Here is a 20457-nt window from a genome sequence, read left to right as displayed (position 1 = left end):
CCGCCCCCTCACAGCGCCTCCCCCGAGGATTCGCCAAGCCGCCCCGTCAGCCGCCCCGCCAGTCGCCCCGCCAGCCGGGCCAGCGCCGCGTACTGCTCCCCCAGCCCCGCGGGGGCTTCCCCCACCGGGTCCTTGAAGTAGAAGGCGAGTTCGCTCAACGGGCCGGAGAGGCCGACGTCGTGGGCGCGGGAGACGATGCGGGCGAGGTCGAGGATCAGCGGGGCGGCGAGGGCGGAGTCGCAGCCCTGCCAGGTGGTCTGGAGGATCATGCGGGCGCCGAGGAAGCCGTCGAAGGCGATGTGGTCCCAGGCGGTCTTCCAGTCGCCGAGGGCGGGGACGTCGTCGATGTGGACCTCGCCCTGCGGTGCGGTGCCCAGGGTGTCCGCCAGCACCCTCTCCTTGCCGGCGTTCTTGGCCGCGGCGGCGGCCGGGTCGGCGAGGGAGGCGCCGTCGCCCCCGCCGAGGAGGTTCGTGCCGGACCAGGCCCGCACCGTCAGGGCCCGCTGGGCGAACATCGGACCAAGTACGGAGCGGAGCAGGGTCTGGCCGGTCTTGCCGTCGCGGCCCGCGTAGGGCAGGCCGCCGGCCTCGGCCAAAGACGCCAGCGCCGGGTGGTGCAGGCCCGTGGAGGGGGTGAAGTTCACGTAGGGACAGCCGGCACGCAGGGCGGCGGCCGCGTACAAGGAGCTCGGCGGCAGCGCGTCGCCGGTGGGCGCGGGCTCCGTGGAGGCCACGTTCACCACGACCGCGCGGGTCAGGCCACATCGCCGTACGAAATCCCGGATGTCCGCGGCGAAGGCCTCGATGAGCTCGTCGGGTTCCCTGGTGTCGCCGGGGCCGGGCCCGCCAGGGCGGATCTCCCGTTCGGCGGCGGCCAGTTCGGCCGCCACGGCCGAAGGGAGGCCGTACGGCAGGACGCCCCCGGCGGCCAGCGCCTCCGCACGCTTGGGCAGCGGGCAGTCGACCGTGTCGTGGCCGCCGAAGACGAGAGAGGACAAGGAGGGCAAGTCGCAGATGGAGAACATGTCGGTCTCGGTGACCATGCCGGTCGGGGCGTGCAGGCCCGCGGTGACGGCCGCGCAGCCCGCGACGACGGTGGTGGCGACGGAGCCGCGTGCTCCGATCAGCCACACCCCCACCCGGGGTTCCGATGGGACCCTGGGTTCGGAAAGGGACGCGGACATGGGCAGCCTCCTTGTCGTACGTCAACCACGGAGAACAGGAGCAGGAGCAGGAGCAGGAACAGAAGTGACAGTGGAAGTGGAGAAGGGGCCGAGACGGCGGGCGGGAGTACGGCGCGTCCCGCCCGCCGCCGCTCAATTGCCCTTCACGGGCAGTTCCTTGATCCGGATGTCCCGGAAGGACACCTCGTCGCCGGATCCGTGGTTCTGGATGCCGACATGCCCGTCGCGCAGGCTCCGGGCCGGATCGGTGCTGGTGAAATCGTTGATCTTCACGCCGTTGAGCCAGACGCGGAGCCGTTCGCCCTCCACGCGGATCTCGTACGTGTTCCACTCGCCGGGCGGGTTCAGCGCGCGGTCGCGCTTCTTGAGCTCGGCGGACTGGAAGCCGTACACGGATCCCGTGGTCTTCTCGGGCACGTCCGTGGCGTCGATCTGGACCTCATAGCCGTTGTTCACAGCCGACCACGGGTCGTCGGAGGCCGGGAAGCCCACGAAGACACCGGAGTTGTCGTCGCCGGCCACCTTCCAGTCCAGCTTCAGCGAGTACGAACCGAAGCCCGCACCGGATCCGGGGTCCGCGTACCAGAGCATCCCCAGCCCGCCGCTCGACGTCAGCGTGCCGTCCTCGCTCAGCGAGAAGGAGCCCGGTCCCGCCTGCCGCCAGGCCGACAGCGACTCGGCTGTGCCGTCGAAGAGCGGCCGGTAGCCGTTCTCCGGACGGCAGTCGGCCTGCGCCTCGCCGACGGCGTACCGAATTCCGCCCAACAGGTGCTGACGGAAAGCGGGTTCGGCGTAGGACTCCTTGGTGTGGCCGGCCCCGGTGTAGAAGGCGCGGCCGCCCTGGTACTCCTGGCACCAGGCGATCGGATGGTCGCCGCTCATCGTGCCGCCGGTGTACGAGGACTCGTCGAGCGAGGCCAGGACGTGGGCGTGTTCCCTTGGGTTGGAGCGGTAGTTGTACCACTCGTCGGTACGGTTCCACGCCCGTGCCAGTCCCGAGGTCGCCGGGTGTGCCCGGTCCTCGACGTCGACCGTCGCGGGCTGGATCGCCGGGTGCGACTGGAAGTACGCCCCGGCGAGACCGCCGTAGAAGGCCCAGTCGTACTCGGTGTCGGCGGCAGCGTGGACACCCACATAGCCGCCGCCCCGCTTGATGTACCGCTCGAAGGCGCTCTGTTGGGCGGCGTCGAGGACGTCGCCCGTGGTGGAGAGGAAGACGACGGCGGCGTAGCGGGCGAGGTTGCGGGAGGTGAAGGCTCCGGCGTCCTCGGTCGCGTCGACGGTGAAGCCGCCTGTCGCGCCCAACTCACGTACGGCCGCGATCCCTTCGGGTATCGAGTCGTGCCGGAAGCCGGCGGTCTTGGAGAAGACCAGGACCCGCGTCTCATCGGCGCCCTTCGACGCGGCCGGTCCCGACACGCAGCCGATGAGCACGGCCGCCGCCGCCGCGGACGTCATCACTCGCGCTGGTGCGCGCATCTCGGCAACTCCCCTCAGCCGCTCGTCGTGAAGGTGAAGTCGTCCACGTCGTACAGCGCGCCCGTGCCGCTGCCCTTGAAGACGAGGTGGAGCGAGGTCGTGCCGCGCGGTGCGCGGGACAGATCGGCACTCACGTCCTGGAAGGTGTCCCAGCCGCCGGTCACCGGCACGGTGGCCTTGCCCAGCAGCCGACCGGTCGGGGAGCCCGCACGGACTTCGAGGGTGCCGCCCGCGCCGGCGGACGAGATACGTGCCGTGATCTTCTGGGCGTTGCTCAGCACGTACGGCGTGAACGAGATCCAGTCGCCGTTGTTGATGTCGCCGACCGTCTCACCGCCGTGGGCGGTCGCCTTCGACATGACCGTGACCCCCGAGGACGCGCCGAAGTGCTCGGCCTGACGGTGCTTGGGCTGGACGACGTGCTGGTCGTGACTGGTCAGCGGAGCCTGGCCGCCGCCACCGGCGTCGGTGTACTCGGCGTCGAAGACTCCGAAGATGTTCGCGTCGTCGTCGTGGCCGTCGCCCGCCCCGGTCACGATGGTGCCGGTGCAGCCGTTGGCCGAGGTCAGCACATGGCCGTGACTGTCGTGGCCGAGGATGAAGTTGACCTTCACCTTGGCGCAGTCGATCGCCCGGCCGTCCTCCGGGTCGGTGACCCTCACCTTGAACGGAACCGTGTCACCGAAGCTGAACAGCTGCCCGTCCTGCGGCAGTTGGAGTGTCACCGTGGGCGCGGTGTTGCCGACCACGATCTGCACGCTCGAACTTCCCGTCCGGCCGCTCGGGTCCTTGGCCGTCAGTGTCGCGGTGTAGGTGCCGTTCGTCCTGTACTTGTACGTCGGGTTCGTCGCGGTCGAGGTGCCGCCGTCGCCGAAGTCCCAGCTGTACGTGAGGGCGTCACCGTCCGCGTCGGTCGAACCGGCCGAGGAGAACTTCACCCTCAGCGGCGCCTGTCCCGAGGTGCGGTCGGCGGTGGCCTGGGCGACCGGCGAGTGCCCGTCGGTGGCGTTCTCGATCCGGTAGAGGCCCGAGTGTTCGTCGCCGCCGAACCAGGCGGTGCCGTAGTCGAGGACGTACAGCGCTCCGTCAGGGCCGAACGCCATGTCCATCACCTGGGTGCCCGTCCAGGGGATGTCGTTGATGGACTGCACGGCGCCGCTCGCGTCCGACTCGATCCGCTTGATCCAGCGGCGGCCGAACTCTCCCGCGAAGAAGTCGCCGTCGTACGCCTCCGGGAACTTCACCGGCGAGTCGAGCGAGGCGTCGTAGTGGTAGACCGGGCCGCCCATCGGGGACTCCGAGCCGTCGCCGAACTCAGGAAGGGACGCGCCGTCGTAGGGGATCCAGGCGGGCTGGGCCGGAGGCAGGTCGGTGAGACCGGTGTTGTTGGGCGAGGTGTTCTTGGGGGCGGCGCAGTCGAAGGCCGCGCCCGAGGTGCCGGTGGCGAAGTCGTAGTCCACGTAGGCGTCGTTGTCGCCGGTGCAGTACGGCCAGCCGAAGTTGCCGGGGGCGGTGACGCGCGCGAACTCGACCTGCCCTGCGGGACCGCGCGTCGGGTCGGCGGCGCCGGCGTCCGGGCCGTACTCGCCGACGTACAGGATGCCCGTCGCCTTGTCGACGCTGAAGCGGAACGGGTTGCGGAAGCCCATCGCGTAGATCTCGGGGCGCGTCTTGTCCGTGCCGGGCGCGAAGAGGTTGCCGTCCGGGACGGAGTACGAGCCGTCGGCGTTCACCTTGATGCGCAGGATCTTGCCCCGCAGGTCGTTGGTGTTGGCCGAGGTGCGCTGGGCGTCGAAGGCGGGGTTGCGGTCGGCGCGCTCGTCGATGGGCGTGAAGCCCTGCGACTGGAAGGGGTTGGAGTCGTCGCCGGTCGACAGGTAGAGGTTGCCGGCGGCGTCGAAGTCGATGTCGCCACCGACGTGGCAGCAGATGCCGCGGGATGCCTGGACGTCGAGGATCTTTGTCTCGCTCGCGTTGTCCAGGGTGCCGTCGGCGTTCAGGACGAACCGCGAGAGGCGGTTGACGCCGTCGAAGGGGGCGAAGTCGGCGGCCGTGCCGGTCTCGGGGGCGTCGCCCGCCGGGGTGTTCAGCGGGGGCGCGTAGTAGAGGTAGATGAATCGGTTCTGCGCGAAGCCGGGGTCGAGGCCGACGCCCTGCAGGCCCTCCTCGTCGTGCGAGTACACATTGATCTTGCCCGCGAGCTTCGTGTTGCCCGCACTGTCGGTGAGGCGGAGTTCGCCGTCGCGCGAGGTGTGCAGGACCGAGCGGTCCGGCAGCACCGCAAGCGACATGGGCTCGCCGACCTCGGGCTCCCCCTTGGCGAGGGTGACCTGCTGGAAGTCCTCGGCCGCCGCGCTGACTTCGGCGGGCTCGGCGACGGCTGCGCCGGCCGAGGGTGCGGTGAGGGTGAGAGACGCGGCCGCCAGGATCGCGCCGCTCAGCAGGGCGAGCGCCCCGCGGAGTCTCGGGCGTCTGGTGCGGATTCCGTTCTTCCTGTTACTCGTGTTACTGGCGTACGGCTGCACGAAATGCCTCCATGACGGGGCTGGTCGTACGGGCGGGTGCCGCGGTGCGGCGATACGCCGGGGTGCGCCGTCACCCCGGAACCTGGTGAAACGTGTGAGGTGCCCCCGAGGGGGCCCCGTGAACGGAAACCCCGCGAAGGGAACTGCGTTATCCGGCCTAGTCGTTGCCGCCGAACGCCGCGTCGAACGAAGCCGACGGCGGCTCGAAGTCGTACGCCTTGAGGCGGGTCAGGGCCTCCGGTGCGCCCTGGAGCCGGTCCATCCCTGCGTCCTCCCACTCCACGGAGATGGGACCCGTGTAGTCGATGGAGCGCAGCATGCGGAACACGTCCTCCCAGGGGACGTCGCCGTGGCCGGCGGAGACGAAGTCCCAGCCGCGCCGCGGGTCGCCCCAGGGCAGGTGCGAGCCGAGGCGGCCGTTGCGCCCGTCAAGACGTTTGCGGGCCTCCTTGCAGTCGACGTGGTAGATCCGGTCGCGGAAGTCGTAGAGGAAGCCGACCGGGTCGAGGTCCTGCCACACGAAGTGCGAGGGGTCGAAGTTGAGGCCGAAGGCCGGGCGATGGTCAACCGCCTGCAGCGCCTTGTGAGTTGTCCAGTAGTCGTACGCGATCTCGCTCGGGTGGACCTCGTGCGCGAACCGCACGCCCTCGGCGTCGAAGACGTCCAGGATCGGGTTCCAGCGTTCGGCGAAGTCCTCGTACCCGCGCTCGATCATCGACTCGGACGCGGGCGGGAACATCGCGACCAGGTGCCAGATGGCTGAGCCGGTGAAGCCGATGACGGTGTCGACGCCGAAGGCGGCCGCCGCACGGGCGGTGTCGGCGATTTCGGCGGCGGCCCGCTGCCGTACGCCCTCACCGTCGCCGTCGCCCCAGATACGCGCGGGCAGGATGCCCTTGTGGCGTTCGTCGATGATGGCGTCGCAGACGGCCTGGCCGACCAGGTGGTTGGAGATCGCCCAGCACTTGAGGCCGTACTTGTCGAGCAGCGCGCGCCGGGAGTCGAGATAGGACGGGTCCGCGAGCGCCTTGTCGACCTCGAAGTGGTCGCCCCAGCAGGCGAGTTCGAGCCCGTCGTAGCCGAAGTCACGGGCGAGACGGCAGACTTCTTCGAGGGGCAGGTCGGCCCACTGGCCGGTGAAGAGCGTGAAGGTACGCGGCATCGTTAAAGGCCTCCTCGAACCGCTATGGGCGTATGGACCGCTGCTGTCGGTGTGTACACGGAGTTCTTCTCGGCGCTCTCCTCCACCGCCGCCAGCACGCGCTGCACCTGCAGCCCGTCGGCGAAGGACGGCACGGGACGGTGGCCGGCCGCGATGGCCTGCACCAGGTCGCGGGCCTGGTGCACGAAGCTGTGCTCGTAGCCGAGGCCGTGGCCCGGCGGCCACCAGGCGTCCAGATAGGGGTGGTCGGGCTCGGTGACCAGGATGCGGCGGAAGCCCGCGTGCGCGGCGGGTTCGGTGTGGTCGTGGTAGGAAAGTTCGTTGAGGCGTTCCAGGTCGAAGGCCAACGAACCGTGCTCGCCGTTGAGTTCGATGCGCAGTGCGTTCTTGCGGCCGGTCGCGAACCGGGTGGCCTCGAAGGATGCGAGGGCGCCGGAGGCGAAGCGGCCGGTGAAGAGGGCGGCGTCGTCGACGGTGACCGTGCCGACGCCACCGCCGGCTTCCGACGCGGCCGACAGTCCGCTCGTCGTCCCGCCGGGCAGTGGCCGCTCCCGAACGAACGTCTCGGTGAGCGCGGAGACTCCGATGACCGGCTCTCCCGCCAGGTACTGCGCGAGGTCGATGATGTGCGCTCCCAGATCCCCGAGTGCGCCGGAGCCCGCGACCTCCCTGCGCAGCCGCCAGGTGAGCGGGAACTCCGGGTCCACCAGCCAGTCCTGAAGGTACGTCACCCGCACGTGCCGCAAGGCGCCCAGCCGCCCCTCGGCGACCATCGAGCGGGCGAACGACGTCGCGGGCAACCGGCGGTAGTTGAAGCCGACCATGGCCAACTGCCCGCGCCGCTCAGCCGCTTCGGCGGCATCCGCCATCGCCTCCGCCTCGGCGACCGTGTTCGCGAGGGGCTTCTCGCACAGCACGTGCTTGCCGGCCTCCAGGGCGGCGATGGCGATCTCGGCGTGGGTGTCGCCGGGGCTGCAGATGTCGACGACGTCGATGTCGTCCCGGGCGATCAGGGCACGCCAGTCGGTCTCGGTCGCCGCCCAGCCGTGCCGGTCCGCCATGGCCCGGACGGCTACGCTGTCACGGCCGCAGACGGCGGCGAGGACCGGTCTGCGCGGCAGGTCGAAGACATGGCCCACGGTGCGCCAGCCCTGTGAGTGAGCGGCGCCCATGAAGGCGTAACCGACCATGCCCACGCCCAATGGCCGCTTCGCGGCTTCGGCGTCCGCCGGCGCCCCGGCGGCCGCCTCGGCCTCGTCGCCCTGGTGCGGCTGTCCCATGCGGATGTCCTCCTCGTGATCGTGACACGGTGGGGGGTGAGGGCCTGATCCGTGGGCCGGCCCCTGAAGGCCTGATCCGTGGGTCAGGCCCCTGCTGCGGGCCGACTCACTTGAAGCCGGTGGCCATGTACTGGCCGACGTTCTCCTTGTCGACGACGGCCGAGTAGAGCGTCAGCGAGGCGGGGATCTCGAACTCGGCGAGGCCGCCGATGCCCTTGCTCTGGCCGAGCGCGCGGGCGAGGTCGATGGCGGAGGCGGCCATGGTCGGCGGGTAGAGGACGGTGGCCTTCAGGACGCCGTCGTCCGCCTCAATGGCCTGCATGGCGGAGAGCGCGCCCGCGCCGCCGACCATCAGGAAGTCGTCCCGCCCGGCCTGCTCGATGGCGCGCAGGGCGCCGACTCCCTGGTCGTCGTCGTGGTTCCACAGCGCGTCGAAGTCCGACTGGGCCTGCAGGAGTTGGGACATCTTCGCCTGTCCCGACTCGACGGTGAACTCGGCGGCCTGGCGGGCGACCTTGGTGATGTTCGGGTAGTTCTTCAGGGCCGCGTCGAAGCCCTGGGTGCGCTGCTGGGTCAGCTCCAGGTTGTCGAGCCCGGCGAGTTCGATGACCTGGGCACCCTGCTTGCCCTTGAGCTTCTCACCGATGTAGCGACCGGCGTTGAGGCCCATGCCGTAGTTGTCGCCGCCTATCCAACAGCGGTATGCCTGCGGTGAGTTGAAGATCCGGTCGAGGTTGACGACCGGTATCCCCGCCTGCATGGCCTGGAGGCCCACCTGAGTGAGTGCCTTGCCGTCTGCGGGCAGCACGACCAGGACGTCGACCTTCTTGTTGATCAGGGTCTGGATCTGGCCGATCTGGGCCGCCGTGTCGTTGGAGCCCTCGGTGATCTCCAGCGTCACGTCCGAGTACTTCTCTGCCCGGCTCTTGGCGTTGTCGTTGATCGCGTTGAGCCAGCCGTGGTCGGCCTGCGGCCCGGCGAAACCGATCGTCACCTCCTTGCCGGGTGTGTCGGAGGCGGCCGGCTGGTCGTTCGCCGCGGGGTCGTCGTCGGACTCGTTGCTGGTGCACCCGGCGAGCAGGACACCGGCCCCGACGGCGGCGGTCCCGAAGAGCAGTCCCCTGCGGCTCGTGAGCTCTGGCATGGCGGTGGACCCTTCCCTCAAGTCGTGCTGGCGGTACGGCGCTGGACGAGCACGGCGGCCACGATGATCGCGCCCTTGGCGATCTGCTGGACGTCGCTCTGCAGGTTGTTGAGCGCGAAGATGTTGGTGATCGTGGTGAAGATCAGGACGCCGAGCACCGAGCCGACGATGGTCCCGCGGCCCCCGGTGAGCAGGGTGCCGCCGATGATCGCGGCCGCGATGGCGTCGAGTTCGTAGAGGTTCCCGTTGGTGTTCTGGCCCGATCCGGACAGGATGATCAGCAGGAACGCGGCGATGCCGCAGCACAGTCCGGAGAGCAGATACAGGTAAAGCCGCTGCCGTCGTACGTCGATGCCCGCGAGCCGTGCCGCCTCCGCGTTGCCGCCGACCGCGACCGTGCGGCGGCCGAAGGTGGTGCGGTTGAGCAGCAGCCAGCCGATGATCGTGACGACGGCGAAGACCAGCACGAGCGGCGGTATGCCGAGCACGTAGGAGTCCCGCTCGCCGAGCTTCAGGATGCCGTCGATGGTGACGATCTGGGTTTTTCCGTCGGTGATCTGGAGCGCCAGTCCGCGGGCCGAGGCGAGCATGGCCAGCGTCGCGATGAACGGGACCATCGCGCCGTACGCGATGAGCATGCCGTTGACCAGACCGCAGCCGACGCCGACGAGCACGGCCGTGAAGAGGACGCCCGCGAAGCCGAAGTCCTGGGTGGCGACCGTCGTCGCCCACACCGAGGCGAGGGCGACGATCGCGCCGACCGACAGGTCGATGCCGCCGGAGGTGATGACGAAGGTCATGCCGACGGTGACGACGCCGATCACCGAGGCCTGGGTGAGGACGAGTTGGAGGTTGCGGGTGTCGAGGAACTCGTCGGGCTTGGTGATGCCGCCGATGATGACCAGGGCGGCCAGCACCCCGAGGAGGGAGAGCGTACGGACGTCGGCGCGGGCCGCGACCGTCCGCCACGGGCTTGTCCGGTCCACCGGCGGGACCTTGCGGGTGTCACCGGGCCTGGGAGGTGACGCTGGCTGCGTCATGACGTTGACGTTCCTTCCATGACGAGGTCGAGGACGCGGTGTTCGTCGAGCTCCCGGGCCGGGGCCGTGTGGACGACCCGCCCCTCGCGCAGGACGAGCACCCGGTCGGCGAGGCCGAGCACTTCGGGCACTTCGCTGGAGACCAGCAGGACGGCGAGGCCCTCGTCGGCCAGCCGCCGGATGACGGCGTAGAGCTCGGCGCGGGCGCCGACGTCGACGCCTCGGGTCGGCTCGTCGAGCAGCAGCACCCGGCAGCCGCGCAGCAACCAGCGCGCGAGGACCGCCTTCTGCTGGTTGCCGCCGGACAGCGTCCGGATCGGCACGGACGGGTTGTCCGGGCGCAGGGACAGCTCGCGGGTCGCCGCCCGCGCCGCGCCGCGTTCGGCGCCGCGGTCGATCCAACCCCCGCGGGAGAAGCGGGACATGGACGAGACCGACACATTGCGGGTGACGGACTCCAGCATCAGCAGGGCCTGCGCCTTGCGTTCCTCGGGCGCGAGCCCGAGCCCGGCGCGGACGGCGGCGCGTACGCTGCCGGGTCGCAACGAACGCCCGTCGACGATGACTTGGCCCTGTGTCGCCTTGCGCGCTCCGTAGATCGTCTCCAGGATCTCGGAGCGTCCGGAGCCCACGAGCCCGGCCAGTCCGACGATCTCGCCGGGCCGCAGGTCGAGGTCGAGCGGTTCGAACTCCCCCGCACGGGCCAGGCCCTGGACTCGGAGCAGGGGTTCGCCGGGCGGCCGTGCCGTGGGCCGGTCCGGGAAGACGTACTCGACGTTGCGCCCCGTCATCAGCGCCACCACCTCACGCGTCGGCGTGGACTTCGCGGGCAGCCCGCCCGCCACCGCACGCCCGTCCTTCAGCACGGTCACGCGGTCGCCGATACGGCGGATCTCCTCCAGGCGGTGCGAGATGTAGACGACGGCGACACCGTCCGCGGTGAGGTCACCGACGATGCGGAAGAGGTTGTCGACCTCGTCGGGGTCCAGGGCGGCGGACGGCTCGTCCATGACGATGAGCCGTACGTCGTGGGAGAGGGCCCGCGCCATGGACACGATCTGCTGCTGGGCGGCCGACAGCTCACCGACGAGCCGTGCCGGATCGATCTCGGAGTGCCCAAGTCGCTTGAGGAGAGCGGCGGTCGACTCCTTCGCCGCCCTTCCTCGTACGACGAAACCGGCGGCCGTGGGTTCATGCCCGAGGTGCACGTTCTCGGCCACCGACAGGCCTTCCACCAGGTCGAGTTCCTGGTAGATGGTGGCGATACCGAGGCGCATGGCGGCGATCGGCGACCGGAGGGTGACGTGGTCGCCGCGCCAGCTGATGGTGCCGTCGTCGGGCTGGTGGGCGCCGGCCAGGACCTTGATCAGTGTGGACTTTCCGGCACCGTTCTGGCCGAGCAGGCAGTGCACCTCGCCGGCCTGGACGTCGAGGTCGACGCCGTCGAGGGCCCGGACTCCGGGGAACGATTTGGTGATGCCGGACATGGTGAGCAGCGGTGGTTCTGGTGCCATGGCGGTTCCCTTTGGCAGGCGTGCGGGCCGGATTCAGGGCGGTGCGCGTGCGGAGCAGGCGGGTTTCGGGCAGGGCAGAGCAGGGCGCTGTGCTGGTTATCCGTTGAACCGAGAGTGGTTACGCAGGTGAGAACAGGTGATCGCTGATGAGCCGGGCACCGCCGATGACTCCGGCGGTCGGGCCCAACTCACCCAGCACGATGGGGAGGTTGCCGGTCGCCAGGGGCAGCGACTGGCGGTAGACCTGGGTGCGGATCGCGGCGAGCAGGGTGTGGCCGAGACCCGTCACCCCGCCGCCGATCACCACCAGGCCCGGATTGAAGAAACTGACAAGGCCGGCGATGACCTGACCCGTCCGGTTGCCGCCCTCGCGGATCAGGTCGAGCGCGGTGGCGTCACCCGCGGCGGCCGCGGCGGCGACATCGACCGCGCTCAGGCTGCCGTTCACCTCCAGGCGGGTCGCGAGGTCGGTCGAAAGTCCCTGCTGGGCGGCGTCCGTGGCGTCGCGGGCGAGCGCGGCACCGCTGAAGTGGGCTTCCAGGCAGCCCCGGTTGCCACAGGCGCACGGGCGGCCGTCGGGTACGGCCTGGATGTGCCCGATGTCGCCCGCACTTCCCGTCGTACCGCGGTAGACCTCACCGCCGACGACGATGCCGCAGCCGATACCGGTACCGATCTTGACGCAGAGGAAGTCGCCCACGGAGCGTGCGACGCCCGCGTGCTGCTCCCCCATGGCCATCAGGTTCACGTCGTTGTCGACCATGACCGGGCAGCCGAGATCCTGGCTGAGCGCCTCCCGGACCGGGAAGCCGTCCCAGCCGGGCATGATCGGCGGGGCGACGGGGATGCCCTCGGGGAACCGGACGGGTCCCGGTACGCCGATTCCGGCGCCGTCGAACCCTTCCGCTAGCCCCGAGGCCCTCAACTTGGCCGCCATGGCGAGGACTTGCTCGAAGACCGCGACCGGGCCCTCGCGTACGTCCATGGGCTGGTTGATGTGCCCGAGGACTTCCAGCTCGGCGTTGGTGACGGCCACGTCGATCGAGGTCGCGCCGATGTCGACGCCCAGGAGGCGCAGCGCCGGTGCGAGCCGGATGTTGTGGGAGCGGCGGCCTCCGCGGGAAGCGGCGAGTCCGTCGGCGACCACGAGTCCGGTCTCCAGGAGCCGGTCCACCTCGACGGCGAGCTTCGACCGCGAGAGGTCGACCTGATCGCCGAGCTGAGCGCGGGAGTTGGGGCCGCCGTCACGCAACAGCCGCAGCAGCCGCGCCTGGTGCGCGTTGGCGGGTCGTGCCGTCATACGTCTCACAGGCCCCTCCCCGCCTCAATTGGCTTGCGTCCACCAGTTCCGGCCACTTCGCCGGGCCTGCTTTCGAGTGGAACGTAGCAGCGGTTGCCTGGGGTGGGAAGAAGTAACGCAGAGATTGCTGCCAACTTTCTCCACTGACAGGACAAAGAAGCATCCGCAGGCACGTAAAACGGGTCACAGCCGAGGCTGTGACCCGCTCTCCTGATGGCCGGGACGCGGCCGGACTACTTCTCCCGCTCGTGGTACATCTTCCGCGTGTGCTCCGTGTGGGTGCGCATGACCGCAGTGGCGCGCTGCTCGTCACGGTCCGCGATCGCCGCTATCAGCTCGCGGTGCTCGATCCAGGACTGGCGGCCGCGCTGCCGGGCGATCGGTGTGTAGTACCAGCGGACCCGCCGGTCGACCTGTGCGGCCAGCTCGGCGAGGACGGTGTTGCCCGCGAGTTCCATGACCGTCGCGTGGAGCCGGGCGTTCGTCGCGACCGCGGTGTCCACGTCGTCGGCGGCGACCGCGCGCTCACCCTCCGCGCACAGCGCTTCCAGGGTGGCGATGGCCTCGGCACCGGCGTTGGCGGCGGCGAGCCGGGCGGCCTCGGCCTCCAGGAGCGTGCGGACCGTCAGGAGCTGGTCCGCCTCCTCCTCCGTCGGCTCGTGCACGAAGGCACCCTGGGCGGGCCGCAGATCGACCCATCCCTCGGTGCTGAGCCGCTGCAGGGCCTCGCGGACGGGCTGCCGGGACACCCCGAGGTGCCTGGCGAGTTCGCTCTCGACGAGGTGCTGGCCCGGTGCCAGGGCGCGGGTGGTGATGAGCTCGAGCAGCGCCTCGTAGACGCGGTCGCGCAACGGACCGGGCCGTTCGAGCTTGGGCACCGCTCCCTGTGGCAGCCCTGTCCCTGTCGACAACATCACGGTCCCCTCCTGGGCAGCGTTGTCGCTGCATTGCGAAAGGCAATTATGAATTGTCTTTCGCCTACAGTCTACGGCGCACAAAGGCCAGTGGGCACAGGAGTTGGGCTCGTTACACCATGATGAGGGAGCTGTTCACGGGCAACGGACGACCTGTCCGGCGTACGACAGGTTCCCGCCGAAGCCGAACAGCAGGACGGGGTCACCCTTGGAGAGTTCCCCGCGCTCCACGAGCTTGGAGAAGGCGAGCGGAATACTCGCCGCCGACGTGTTCCCCGATTCGACGACATCACGTGCGACGACGGCGTTGACCGCGCCGATCTTCTCGGCGAGGGGCTCGATGATCCGCAGGTTCGCCTGGTGCAGGACGAGGCCGGCGAGGTCCTCGGGCGAGAGTCCCGCGCGTTCGCAGGCTTTGCGGGCGATGGCCGGGAGCTGGGTCGTCGCCCAGCGGTAGACGCTCTGTCCCTCCTGCGCAAAGCGCGAGGGGGTGCCCTCGATGCGGACCGCGTTGCCCATTTCGGGCACCGAGCCCCACAGCACCGGGCCGATCCCCGGGTCGTCGGACGCCTCGACCACGGCGGCCCCCGCCCCGTCGCCGACGAGCACACAGGTCGTCCGGTCGCTCCAGTCCGCCACGTCGGACATCTTGTCGGCGCCGATGACCAGGGCGCGGGTCGCGGCGCCCGCGCGTACGGCGTGGTCCGCGGTGGCCAGCGCGTGGGTGAAGCCGGCGCAGACGACGTTGACGTCCATCGCGGCCGGCGAGGGGATACCGAGCCGGTTCGCGACGCGGGCAGCCATGTTCGGGGAGCGGTCGACGGCCGTGGAGGTGGCGACCAGGACCAGGTCGATGTCGCTCGGGGTCAGGCCCGCCGCGGCGAGCGCCTTGGCGGCGGCGTACGCGGCCAGCTCGTCGACGGGCTCGTCGGGCCCGGCGATGTGCCGTGTGCGGATGCCCACCCGGCTTCTGATCCACTCGTCGCTGGTGTCGACCAGTTCCGCCAGGTCCTCATTGGTGAGCACCTTGGCGGGCTGGTAGTGACCGACGGCGGCGATCCGTGAGCCGTTCATGGGTGGGTCCCCCTCGTTGCCTTGGGTAGCGGGATCCTCCAGTGTGATCAGTGACCCATGGGTACGACGCCAAGTGATGCCACAGGATTGGGGCGCCAGGCTTGTCGGCTTCTGTCAGCCCCTGGGGCCTGTCTGACAATTCCCCGGACACCCGAACAGTCATCCGGTGAACAGCTGAGTCGCCTTCTGTACGAGTTCGTACACCCCGTAGACGAGTGGCGCCCCCACCCAGAGCCAGGCGAAGGCGATCAGCGCCCGCCGGTCGGGCGGACCGCCGCTGGAGGTGTCAGGCGGACTGCTGCTGGACATCGGTGGCCTCCCTGGGGGCGGGAATGTGGTGCCGGACGTGGACGGGTCGTACGAGCTCGTTGGCCACGAAGCCGACGACGAGCAGGCCGATCATGATCAGGAACGACAGGCCGTACAGCGAGGAGCCGGACTTGCCCGCCTCCTCCTGCCGGTCGGCGATCCAGTTCACGATCAGCGGACCGAGCACGCCTGCCGTGGACCAGGCGGTGAGCAGTCGGCCGTGGATCGCGCCGACCTGGTAGGTGCCGAAGAGGTCCTTCAGATAGGCGGGGACGGTCGCGAAGCCGCCACCGTAGAAGGAGAGGATCACCAGGGCGCAGAGGATGAAGAGCGGCTTGGAGGAGTCGCCGAACCAGGCGATGGTCGCGTACATCAGGGCGCCCACGCCGAGGTAGACGCGGTAGATGTTCTTGCGTCCGATCAGGTCGGACGTCGAGGACCAGCCGATACGGCCCGCCATGTTGGCCGCGGAGAGCAGCGCGACGAATCCGGCGGCGGCCGAGACGGACACCGGTGTGGAGGAGTCCCCGAAGAAGTCCGTGATCATCGGGGCGGCCTTCTCCAGGATGCCGATGCCCGCGGTCACGTTCATGCAGAGGATCACCCACAGGCACCAGAACTGCGGGGTGCGTACGGCGTTCCGGGCCGAGACCTGCACTCCGTCGAGAGAGCTGGGGCCGGCCGCGACGGGCTTCTCGCTGCGCGGCACGCGGACCAGCAGCACACCGAGCGACATGAAGACGGCGTACGTCAGCCCGTGCACCAGGAACGCGAGCGCGATCCCGGAGGAGTCGGAACCGAAGGACTCCAGCATCTGCGCGGACCACGGCGAGGCGATCAGCGCACCGCCCCCGAAGCCCATGATCGCGATGCCGGTGGCCATGCCCGGCCTGTCCGGGAACCACTTGATCAGGGTCGAGACGGGCGAGATGTAGCCGATGCCGAGGCCGATGCCGCCGACGAATCCGTAGCCGAACACGATCAGCCAGTACTGCTCGGTGTAGGCGCCGAGCGCGGCGATCAGGAAGCCGGAGGAGAAGCAGACCAGGGCGACGGTCATCGCCCAGCGCGGCCCGTTGCGCTCCACGAGCGTGCCGCCGAACGCGGCGGACAGGCCGAGCATGACGATGCCGAGCTGGAAGGGCAGCGCGCTCTGGGTACCGCTGAGGCCGAGCGCGGATTCGAGCGGCGGCTTGAAGACGCTCCAGGCGTAGGCCTGACCGATGGAAAGGTGGACGGACAGGGCCGCCGGCGGTACGAGCCAGCGGCTCCAGCCTGGGGGTGCGACAGGGGGGCTCATGATCCCAAACGATAGGAAGCGGTTGCTCGTTGGGGAAGCCGAGCGGCAGAACTCGTCGACCGTATGCGATGAGCGGTAAGCCTGACGCGGCGAACGGCAGCCGCTGTTCGACGAACGGTTCACGCCAGCACAATCGCGCCACCGGCCCGGCATGACGCGAGCATTGGCCCAACGCAGCGCGTGGGCCGCGCAAAAGCCGTGCAAAGGCAGCGTTGTCGGCCCCTCACGTGCTGTCCCAGCCCTTGCCGCCCCTCATTCCATCCTGTAGACAATATTTCGTCGACAGAGTTCGGCAGTTCCTCGGTACCCTCGACCGAACGGAGCGCCACACAGTGAAAGTCGCAGTTCTGGGCGCCGGTGCGATCGGCGCCTACGTCGGCGCCGCGCTGCACCGCGCAGGCGCCGATGTGCACCTCGTCGCCCGTGGACCGCATCTCGCGGCCATGAGGCAGCACGGAGTCCGCGTGCTCAGCCCCCGCGGTGACTTCACCGCGCGAGCCCACGCCACCGACGACCCGGCCGACATCGGTCCGGTCGACTACGTCTTCCTGGGTCTCAAAGCCAACTCGTACGCGGCGTGCGGGCCGCTGATCGAGCCACTGCTGCATGACAAGACCGCGGTGATAGCCGCTCAGAACGGCATCCCCTGGTGGTACTTCCACCAGCACGGCGGGCCGCACGACGGCCACCGTGTCGAGAGTGTGGACCCCGACGGCGCGGTCAGTGCGGTGCTCGCGCCCGAACGGGCCATCGGATGCGTGGTATATGCCGCAACAGAGCTGGAAGGGCCGGGAGTCGTCCGCCATCTCGAAGGCACCCGGTTCTCCATCGGTGAGCCCGACCGGTCCACCTCCGAGCGCTGCAAGGCGTTCAGCGAGGCCATGCGGGAGGGCGGGCTCAAGTGCCCGGTCGAGCAGGACCTGCGCAACGACATCTGGCTCAAGCTGCTCGGCAACATCTCCTTCAACCCGATCAGCGCGCTGTCCCGGGCGACGATGCGCCAGATGTGCCTGCACGGCGGCACACGCAGGGTCATCGAGATCATGATGGCCGAGACACTCGCGGTCGCGGAGGCCCTCGGCTGCAAGGTGGGCATCTCCATCGAGCGGCGGCTGGCCGGCGCGGAGCGCGTCGGCGACCACCGCACCTCCACGCTCCAGGACCTGGAGCGCGGCAAACCGCTCGAACTCGACGTGCTGCTCGCGGCCGTCGTGGAGCTGGCGGAGATCACGGGGGTCCCGGTGCCGACACTCCGTACCGTGCACGCCATCTCGGATCTGCTCGCGCTGCGGACCGCCGCATGAGACGACCCGAACCGCAGCTCCACACCAGGGCCACCCGTCCACTGGTCCTGGACGTCGGCAGCGACATCGCGCTGGCTCACGCGGTCGCCCGCGAGATCATCCACGCGGGCCTCGCCGACCAGGCCTTCATCGAGAGCGCCACGAGCGGTTTCGAGGAGTACAGACAGCTGGTCGAACCGTGGACACCGTCGCTGGCCGCGAAGGTGACGGGCGTACCGGCGTCCGCCGTACGGCAGTTGGCGCAGTCGTACGCCCGGCAGGACCGGGCGCCCGGCGGCGCCGTGCGGCAGGGCGGCGACGGCACGGAGCACGCTCGCGCGCTGGCCAACCTGGCGCTGCTGACGGGGCACTCGGGCGCGGGAGTCGGTCACCGGGCGGCCTTCGAGCTCGTCCGGCACGACCCGCCGCTCGACCTGACGGACGAGCGGTACCCGATCCGGCTCACCACGGGTAGGCGTCTCGGCACCGCTGTGCGCGGCGGCGGTGTCACGCCGCCACGGCAGCGGAGCGAGTACGTCGAGCTGTGCCCGGAGGACGCCGAGCGCTACGGCGTGGTCGTGGGCGAGCAGGTCCGGGTCTCCTCGCGGCAGGGCTCGGTGGTGGCGCCGGTATGGGTCGACACCGAGCTGCGGCCCGGACTGGCCTTCATGGCGGCCACGCACGTTCCCGATGAGGTGGAAACCGGCCTGCTGGCGACCGGGGCGAACAGTCCCATCGCCGGTACGGCGGAATTCACGGCGTCTGCGGTCAGGATCGAGAGGCTGCCGGCCGTGACCGGACGGCCGGCGGACGAGGGGGTGGAGTGCGCCGCCCCCTGATCGCGCGGGTGCAGGACAATGGCTGGGTGAAGGTCACCCAGCCGCACGACCGTCCGGCCACTCACGGCAACCTCCACAGCAAGGGCCGCTCAGGCCACCAGCACGTACAGAACCGGGGCTGATCAACATGGGACGAGTCACGGAACGACGCAAGGTGCTCCGTATCCGCGACGGGGCGGTCTCCACCCGTCCGGACACACTCGTCGCCGAGGAGCCCCTGGAGATCCGGCTCAACGGCAAACCGCTCGCCATCACGATGCGCACCCCCGGTGACGACTTCGCGCTGGCGGCGGGCTTCCTCGTCAGCGAGGGGGTGCTGGGCCGGGCGGACGAGCTCGCCAACATCGTGTACTGCGCGGGCGCCACGGTGGACGGCTCCAACACGTACAACATCGTCGACGTGCGGACGGCGCCGGGCCTCGTGATGCCCGACATCACGCTCGAACGCAATGTGTACACGACGTCCTCCTGCGGTCTGTGCGGCAAGGCGAGCCTGGACGCGGTCCGTACGACGGCCCGCTGGACGATCGACGACACTCCCCCGGTACGGCTGGAGCCCGAGCTCCTCGCCCTCCTCCCCGACCGGTTGCGGGCGGCGCAGCAGGTCTTCGACCGGACCGGGGGTCTGCACGCGGCGGCGCTCTTCACCGAGGAGGGCGAGCTGGTCGACGTGCGGGAGGACGTGGGCCGGCACAACGCGGTCGACAAGCTGGTCGGCCGCGCCCTGCAGAACGGCACGCTGCCGCTGTCCCGGACCGTTCTGCTGGTCTCGGGGCGGGCCTCCTTCGAGCTGGCGCAGAAGGCGGTGATGGCGGGCATTCCGGTGCTCGCGGCGGTCTCGGCCCCGTCGTCCCTCGCGGTCGACCTGGCCGCGGAGACGGGCCTGACACTGGTCGGGTTCCTGCGCGGCGCCTCCATGAACGTGTACGCGGGCGAGCACCGCATCGCCCTGCAGGCCGCGGCCGCCCAGGGCTGACCGGCTTCCCCGCGTCACGGTGGCGGGGCCTCGAACGGCGGGGAGCGCCCCCTGCGCCGGAGAGGTCCCGCCTCAGCCCCACCTCACCCCCTAGGCGAACCGCACCTCCGACGAGGTCACCACCGTGCCCAGACGCGGGAAGTTCAGGCCCACCGCAGCCTCGTGCTCGGGGGCGGTGAGGGCGGCCATCGCGTCCTCCACGAAGACGAGGTCGTAGCCGAGGTCGCCGGCCGCGCGGGCGGTGGACTCGACGCCCAGGTTGGTGGCGACGCCGCCGAACACCAGGGTGGTCACGGCGCGTTCACGCAGGCGCTCGTCGAGCCCGGTGCCCTGGAAGGCGCCGATCGTCCGCTTCACGATCTCCACGTCGCCCTCCGCCGCAAGCCCGGCGACGAGTTCACTGCCGGGCGGCTGCCGGGGAATCCCGGGCCGCTCCACCCGGACGAGCACGACGAGCGCCCCCACCTCGCGGAACGCGGCCGCCAACTCCTCGGCCGCAGCGAGGACTTCGGTTCCCTTGCGGGGTTCCAGGGGCAGCCCGACGATGCGGTCCATCAGATCGACGAGCACGAGGGCGGTGCGTGCGGGGTCGAGAGCGAGCTTGGGTTCGGCTTCGGGTGCGTTCATGACGGAACGTTAGCCCGTGTCAGCCGTCCGTACCGGAAATCTGGATCAACAAGCCCATGAACTGCTCCCGTTCGGCCGCCGACAGCGAGGCGAGCAGCTCGTCGTTCGCCTCGCGCGCCGCCTTCTCGCAGCGCCTCAGGAGGCGGCGCCCCTCCTCGGTGATCGACACCGCGTTCTTGCGGCGGTCCGCGGGGTCCGGCTCCCGGACGACCAGGCCGGCGGACTGAAGGTCATTGAGGACGCCGACCAGGTCCTTGGGGTCGAGCCGGATACCGCGCCCCAGCTCCGCCTGGGCGACGGGGCCGAGGTCCGAGACCGCGGAGAGCGCCACGTGGTGCCAGATCTTCATGCCCTCGGCGGCCAGCGCCTCGGCGACGAGCGCGCGGCCACGGGCGGCCGCCCGGCCGAGGAGCCAGCTGGGGAGGGCGCGAATGGCGGACAGAGACGCAGACACACAAACATCCTATCCAATAATCATTGGACATCCCAACGGTTCTCTGGATATCG

General features: G+C 70.1%; 18 protein-coding genes and 1 pseudogene. 4 read left to right on the top strand and 15 right to left on the bottom strand.

Features of this window, described 5'->3' with window-relative positions:
- Positions 1 to 8: 8 nt before the first annotated feature.
- From ACFYPC_RS05105 to ACFYPC_RS05045, 13 genes are all read right to left on the bottom strand, one after another.
- Entirely contained in the window at positions 9 to 1184 is a 1176-nt protein-coding gene (locus ACFYPC_RS05105) for an inositol-3-phosphate synthase (RefSeq protein ID WP_388670924.1), read from the bottom strand.
- A 132-nt stretch (positions 1185 to 1316) separates the two neighbouring features.
- Positions 1317 to 2663 (bottom strand): ThuA domain-containing protein, encoded by a 1347-nt coding sequence (locus ACFYPC_RS05100; protein ID WP_388670921.1) that lies wholly within the window; start codon positions 2661 to 2663, stop codon positions 1317 to 1319.
- A 14-nt stretch (positions 2664 to 2677) separates the two neighbouring features.
- Positions 2678 to 5188 (bottom strand): PQQ-dependent sugar dehydrogenase, encoded by a 2511-nt coding sequence (locus ACFYPC_RS05095; RefSeq protein WP_388670919.1) that lies wholly within the window; start codon positions 5186 to 5188, stop codon positions 2678 to 2680.
- A 157-nt stretch (positions 5189 to 5345) separates the two neighbouring features.
- Positions 5346 to 6350, bottom strand: a complete 1005-nt coding sequence (locus ACFYPC_RS05090) for a sugar phosphate isomerase/epimerase family protein (RefSeq protein ID WP_388670917.1) — start codon at positions 6348 to 6350, stop codon at positions 5346 to 5348.
- A 2-nt stretch (positions 6351 to 6352) separates the two neighbouring features.
- Positions 6353 to 7630, bottom strand: a complete 1278-nt coding sequence (locus tag ACFYPC_RS05085; RefSeq protein WP_388670915.1) for a Gfo/Idh/MocA family protein — start codon at positions 7628 to 7630, stop codon at positions 6353 to 6355.
- A 106-nt stretch (positions 7631 to 7736) separates the two neighbouring features.
- Positions 7737 to 8774 carry a substrate-binding domain-containing protein gene (locus ACFYPC_RS05080; protein WP_388670913.1) on the bottom strand — a complete coding sequence of 346 codons (1038 nt, stop codon included), beginning with the start codon at positions 8772 to 8774 and terminating at the stop codon, positions 7737 to 7739.
- Between the two features lie 17 nt (positions 8775 to 8791).
- Positions 8792 to 9814, bottom strand: a complete 1023-nt coding sequence (locus ACFYPC_RS05075; RefSeq protein WP_388670911.1) for an ABC transporter permease — start codon at positions 9812 to 9814, stop codon at positions 8792 to 8794.
- Positions 9811 to 11328 (bottom strand): sugar ABC transporter ATP-binding protein, encoded by a 1518-nt coding sequence (locus ACFYPC_RS05070; RefSeq protein WP_388670909.1) that lies wholly within the window; start codon positions 11326 to 11328, stop codon positions 9811 to 9813. Before ACFYPC_RS05070 ends, ACFYPC_RS05075 begins: the two co-directional genes overlap by 4 nt.
- A gap of 118 nt (positions 11329 to 11446) precedes the next feature.
- Entirely contained in the window at positions 11447 to 12628 is a 1182-nt protein-coding gene (locus ACFYPC_RS05065) for an ROK family protein (protein ID WP_388670906.1), read from the bottom strand.
- 233 nt (positions 12629 to 12861) lie between these two features.
- Positions 12862 to 13542, bottom strand: coding sequence for a GntR family transcriptional regulator (locus ACFYPC_RS05060; RefSeq protein ID WP_388672011.1), 681 nt, complete (start codon positions 13540 to 13542; stop codon positions 12862 to 12864).
- A gap of 135 nt (positions 13543 to 13677) precedes the next feature.
- The gene (locus tag ACFYPC_RS05055; RefSeq protein WP_388670903.1) at positions 13678 to 14616 is read right to left on the bottom strand and encodes a beta-ketoacyl-ACP synthase III; all 939 of its coding nucleotides are present in this window, start codon (positions 14614 to 14616) and stop codon (positions 13678 to 13680) included.
- Between the two features lie 159 nt (positions 14617 to 14775).
- A complete protein-coding gene (locus ACFYPC_RS05050) occupies positions 14776 to 14925 on the bottom strand; it encodes a hypothetical protein (RefSeq protein ID WP_388670900.1) in 150 nt (49 codons plus the stop codon).
- Complete coding sequence (locus tag ACFYPC_RS05045) at positions 14903 to 16225, bottom strand: OFA family MFS transporter (protein ID WP_388670897.1); 1323 nt, start codon at positions 16223 to 16225, stop codon at positions 14903 to 14905. The genes ACFYPC_RS05050 and ACFYPC_RS05045 overlap by 23 nt, the downstream gene beginning before the upstream one ends.
- Before the next feature lie 332 nt (positions 16226 to 16557).
- Here ACFYPC_RS05045 and ACFYPC_RS05040 point away from each other — a divergent pair, with 332 nt between their 5' ends.
- The 4 genes and pseudogenes from ACFYPC_RS05040 to fdhD all read left to right on the top strand — a co-directional run bounded on the left by ACFYPC_RS05040 (position 16558) and on the right by fdhD (position 19323).
- Entirely contained in the window at positions 16558 to 17529 is a 972-nt protein-coding gene (locus ACFYPC_RS05040; RefSeq protein WP_388670894.1) for a 2-dehydropantoate 2-reductase, read from the top strand.
- Between the two features lie 41 nt (positions 17530 to 17570).
- Positions 17571 to 18347, top strand: a pseudogene (locus ACFYPC_RS05035) (molybdopterin dinucleotide binding domain-containing protein); the annotation flags it as partial.
- On the top strand, positions 18332 to 18469 hold the full coding sequence (locus ACFYPC_RS05030) for a hypothetical protein (protein ID WP_388670891.1): 138 nt from the start codon (positions 18332 to 18334) through the stop codon (positions 18467 to 18469). The pseudogene ACFYPC_RS05035 and the gene ACFYPC_RS05030, both read left to right, overlap by 16 nt.
- 5 nt (positions 18470 to 18474) lie before the next feature.
- On the top strand, positions 18475 to 19323 hold the full coding sequence (gene fdhD / locus ACFYPC_RS05025; RefSeq protein ID WP_388670888.1) for a formate dehydrogenase accessory sulfurtransferase FdhD: 849 nt from the start codon (positions 18475 to 18477) through the stop codon (positions 19321 to 19323).
- Positions 19324 to 19413: 90 nt separating this feature from the next.
- Here the strand turns inward: fdhD and ACFYPC_RS05020 are convergent, their stop codons facing one another.
- Both ACFYPC_RS05020 and ACFYPC_RS05015 read right to left on the bottom strand, forming a co-directional pair.
- On the bottom strand, positions 19414 to 19950 hold the full coding sequence (locus ACFYPC_RS05020) for an isochorismatase family protein (protein WP_388670885.1): 537 nt from the start codon (positions 19948 to 19950) through the stop codon (positions 19414 to 19416).
- A 19-nt stretch (positions 19951 to 19969) separates the two neighbouring features.
- Entirely contained in the window at positions 19970 to 20404 is a 435-nt protein-coding gene (locus ACFYPC_RS05015; protein ID WP_388670882.1) for a MarR family winged helix-turn-helix transcriptional regulator, read from the bottom strand.
- Positions 20405 to 20457: the final 53 nt, after the last annotated feature.

Source organism: Streptomyces sp. NPDC005808, from assembly GCF_042871385.1.
GTDB lineage: Bacteria > Actinomycetota > Actinomycetes > Streptomycetales > Streptomycetaceae > Streptomyces.
Note: the sequence above shows the minus strand (reverse complement) of the source record. Positions and strands in the feature narration are given on the sequence as shown.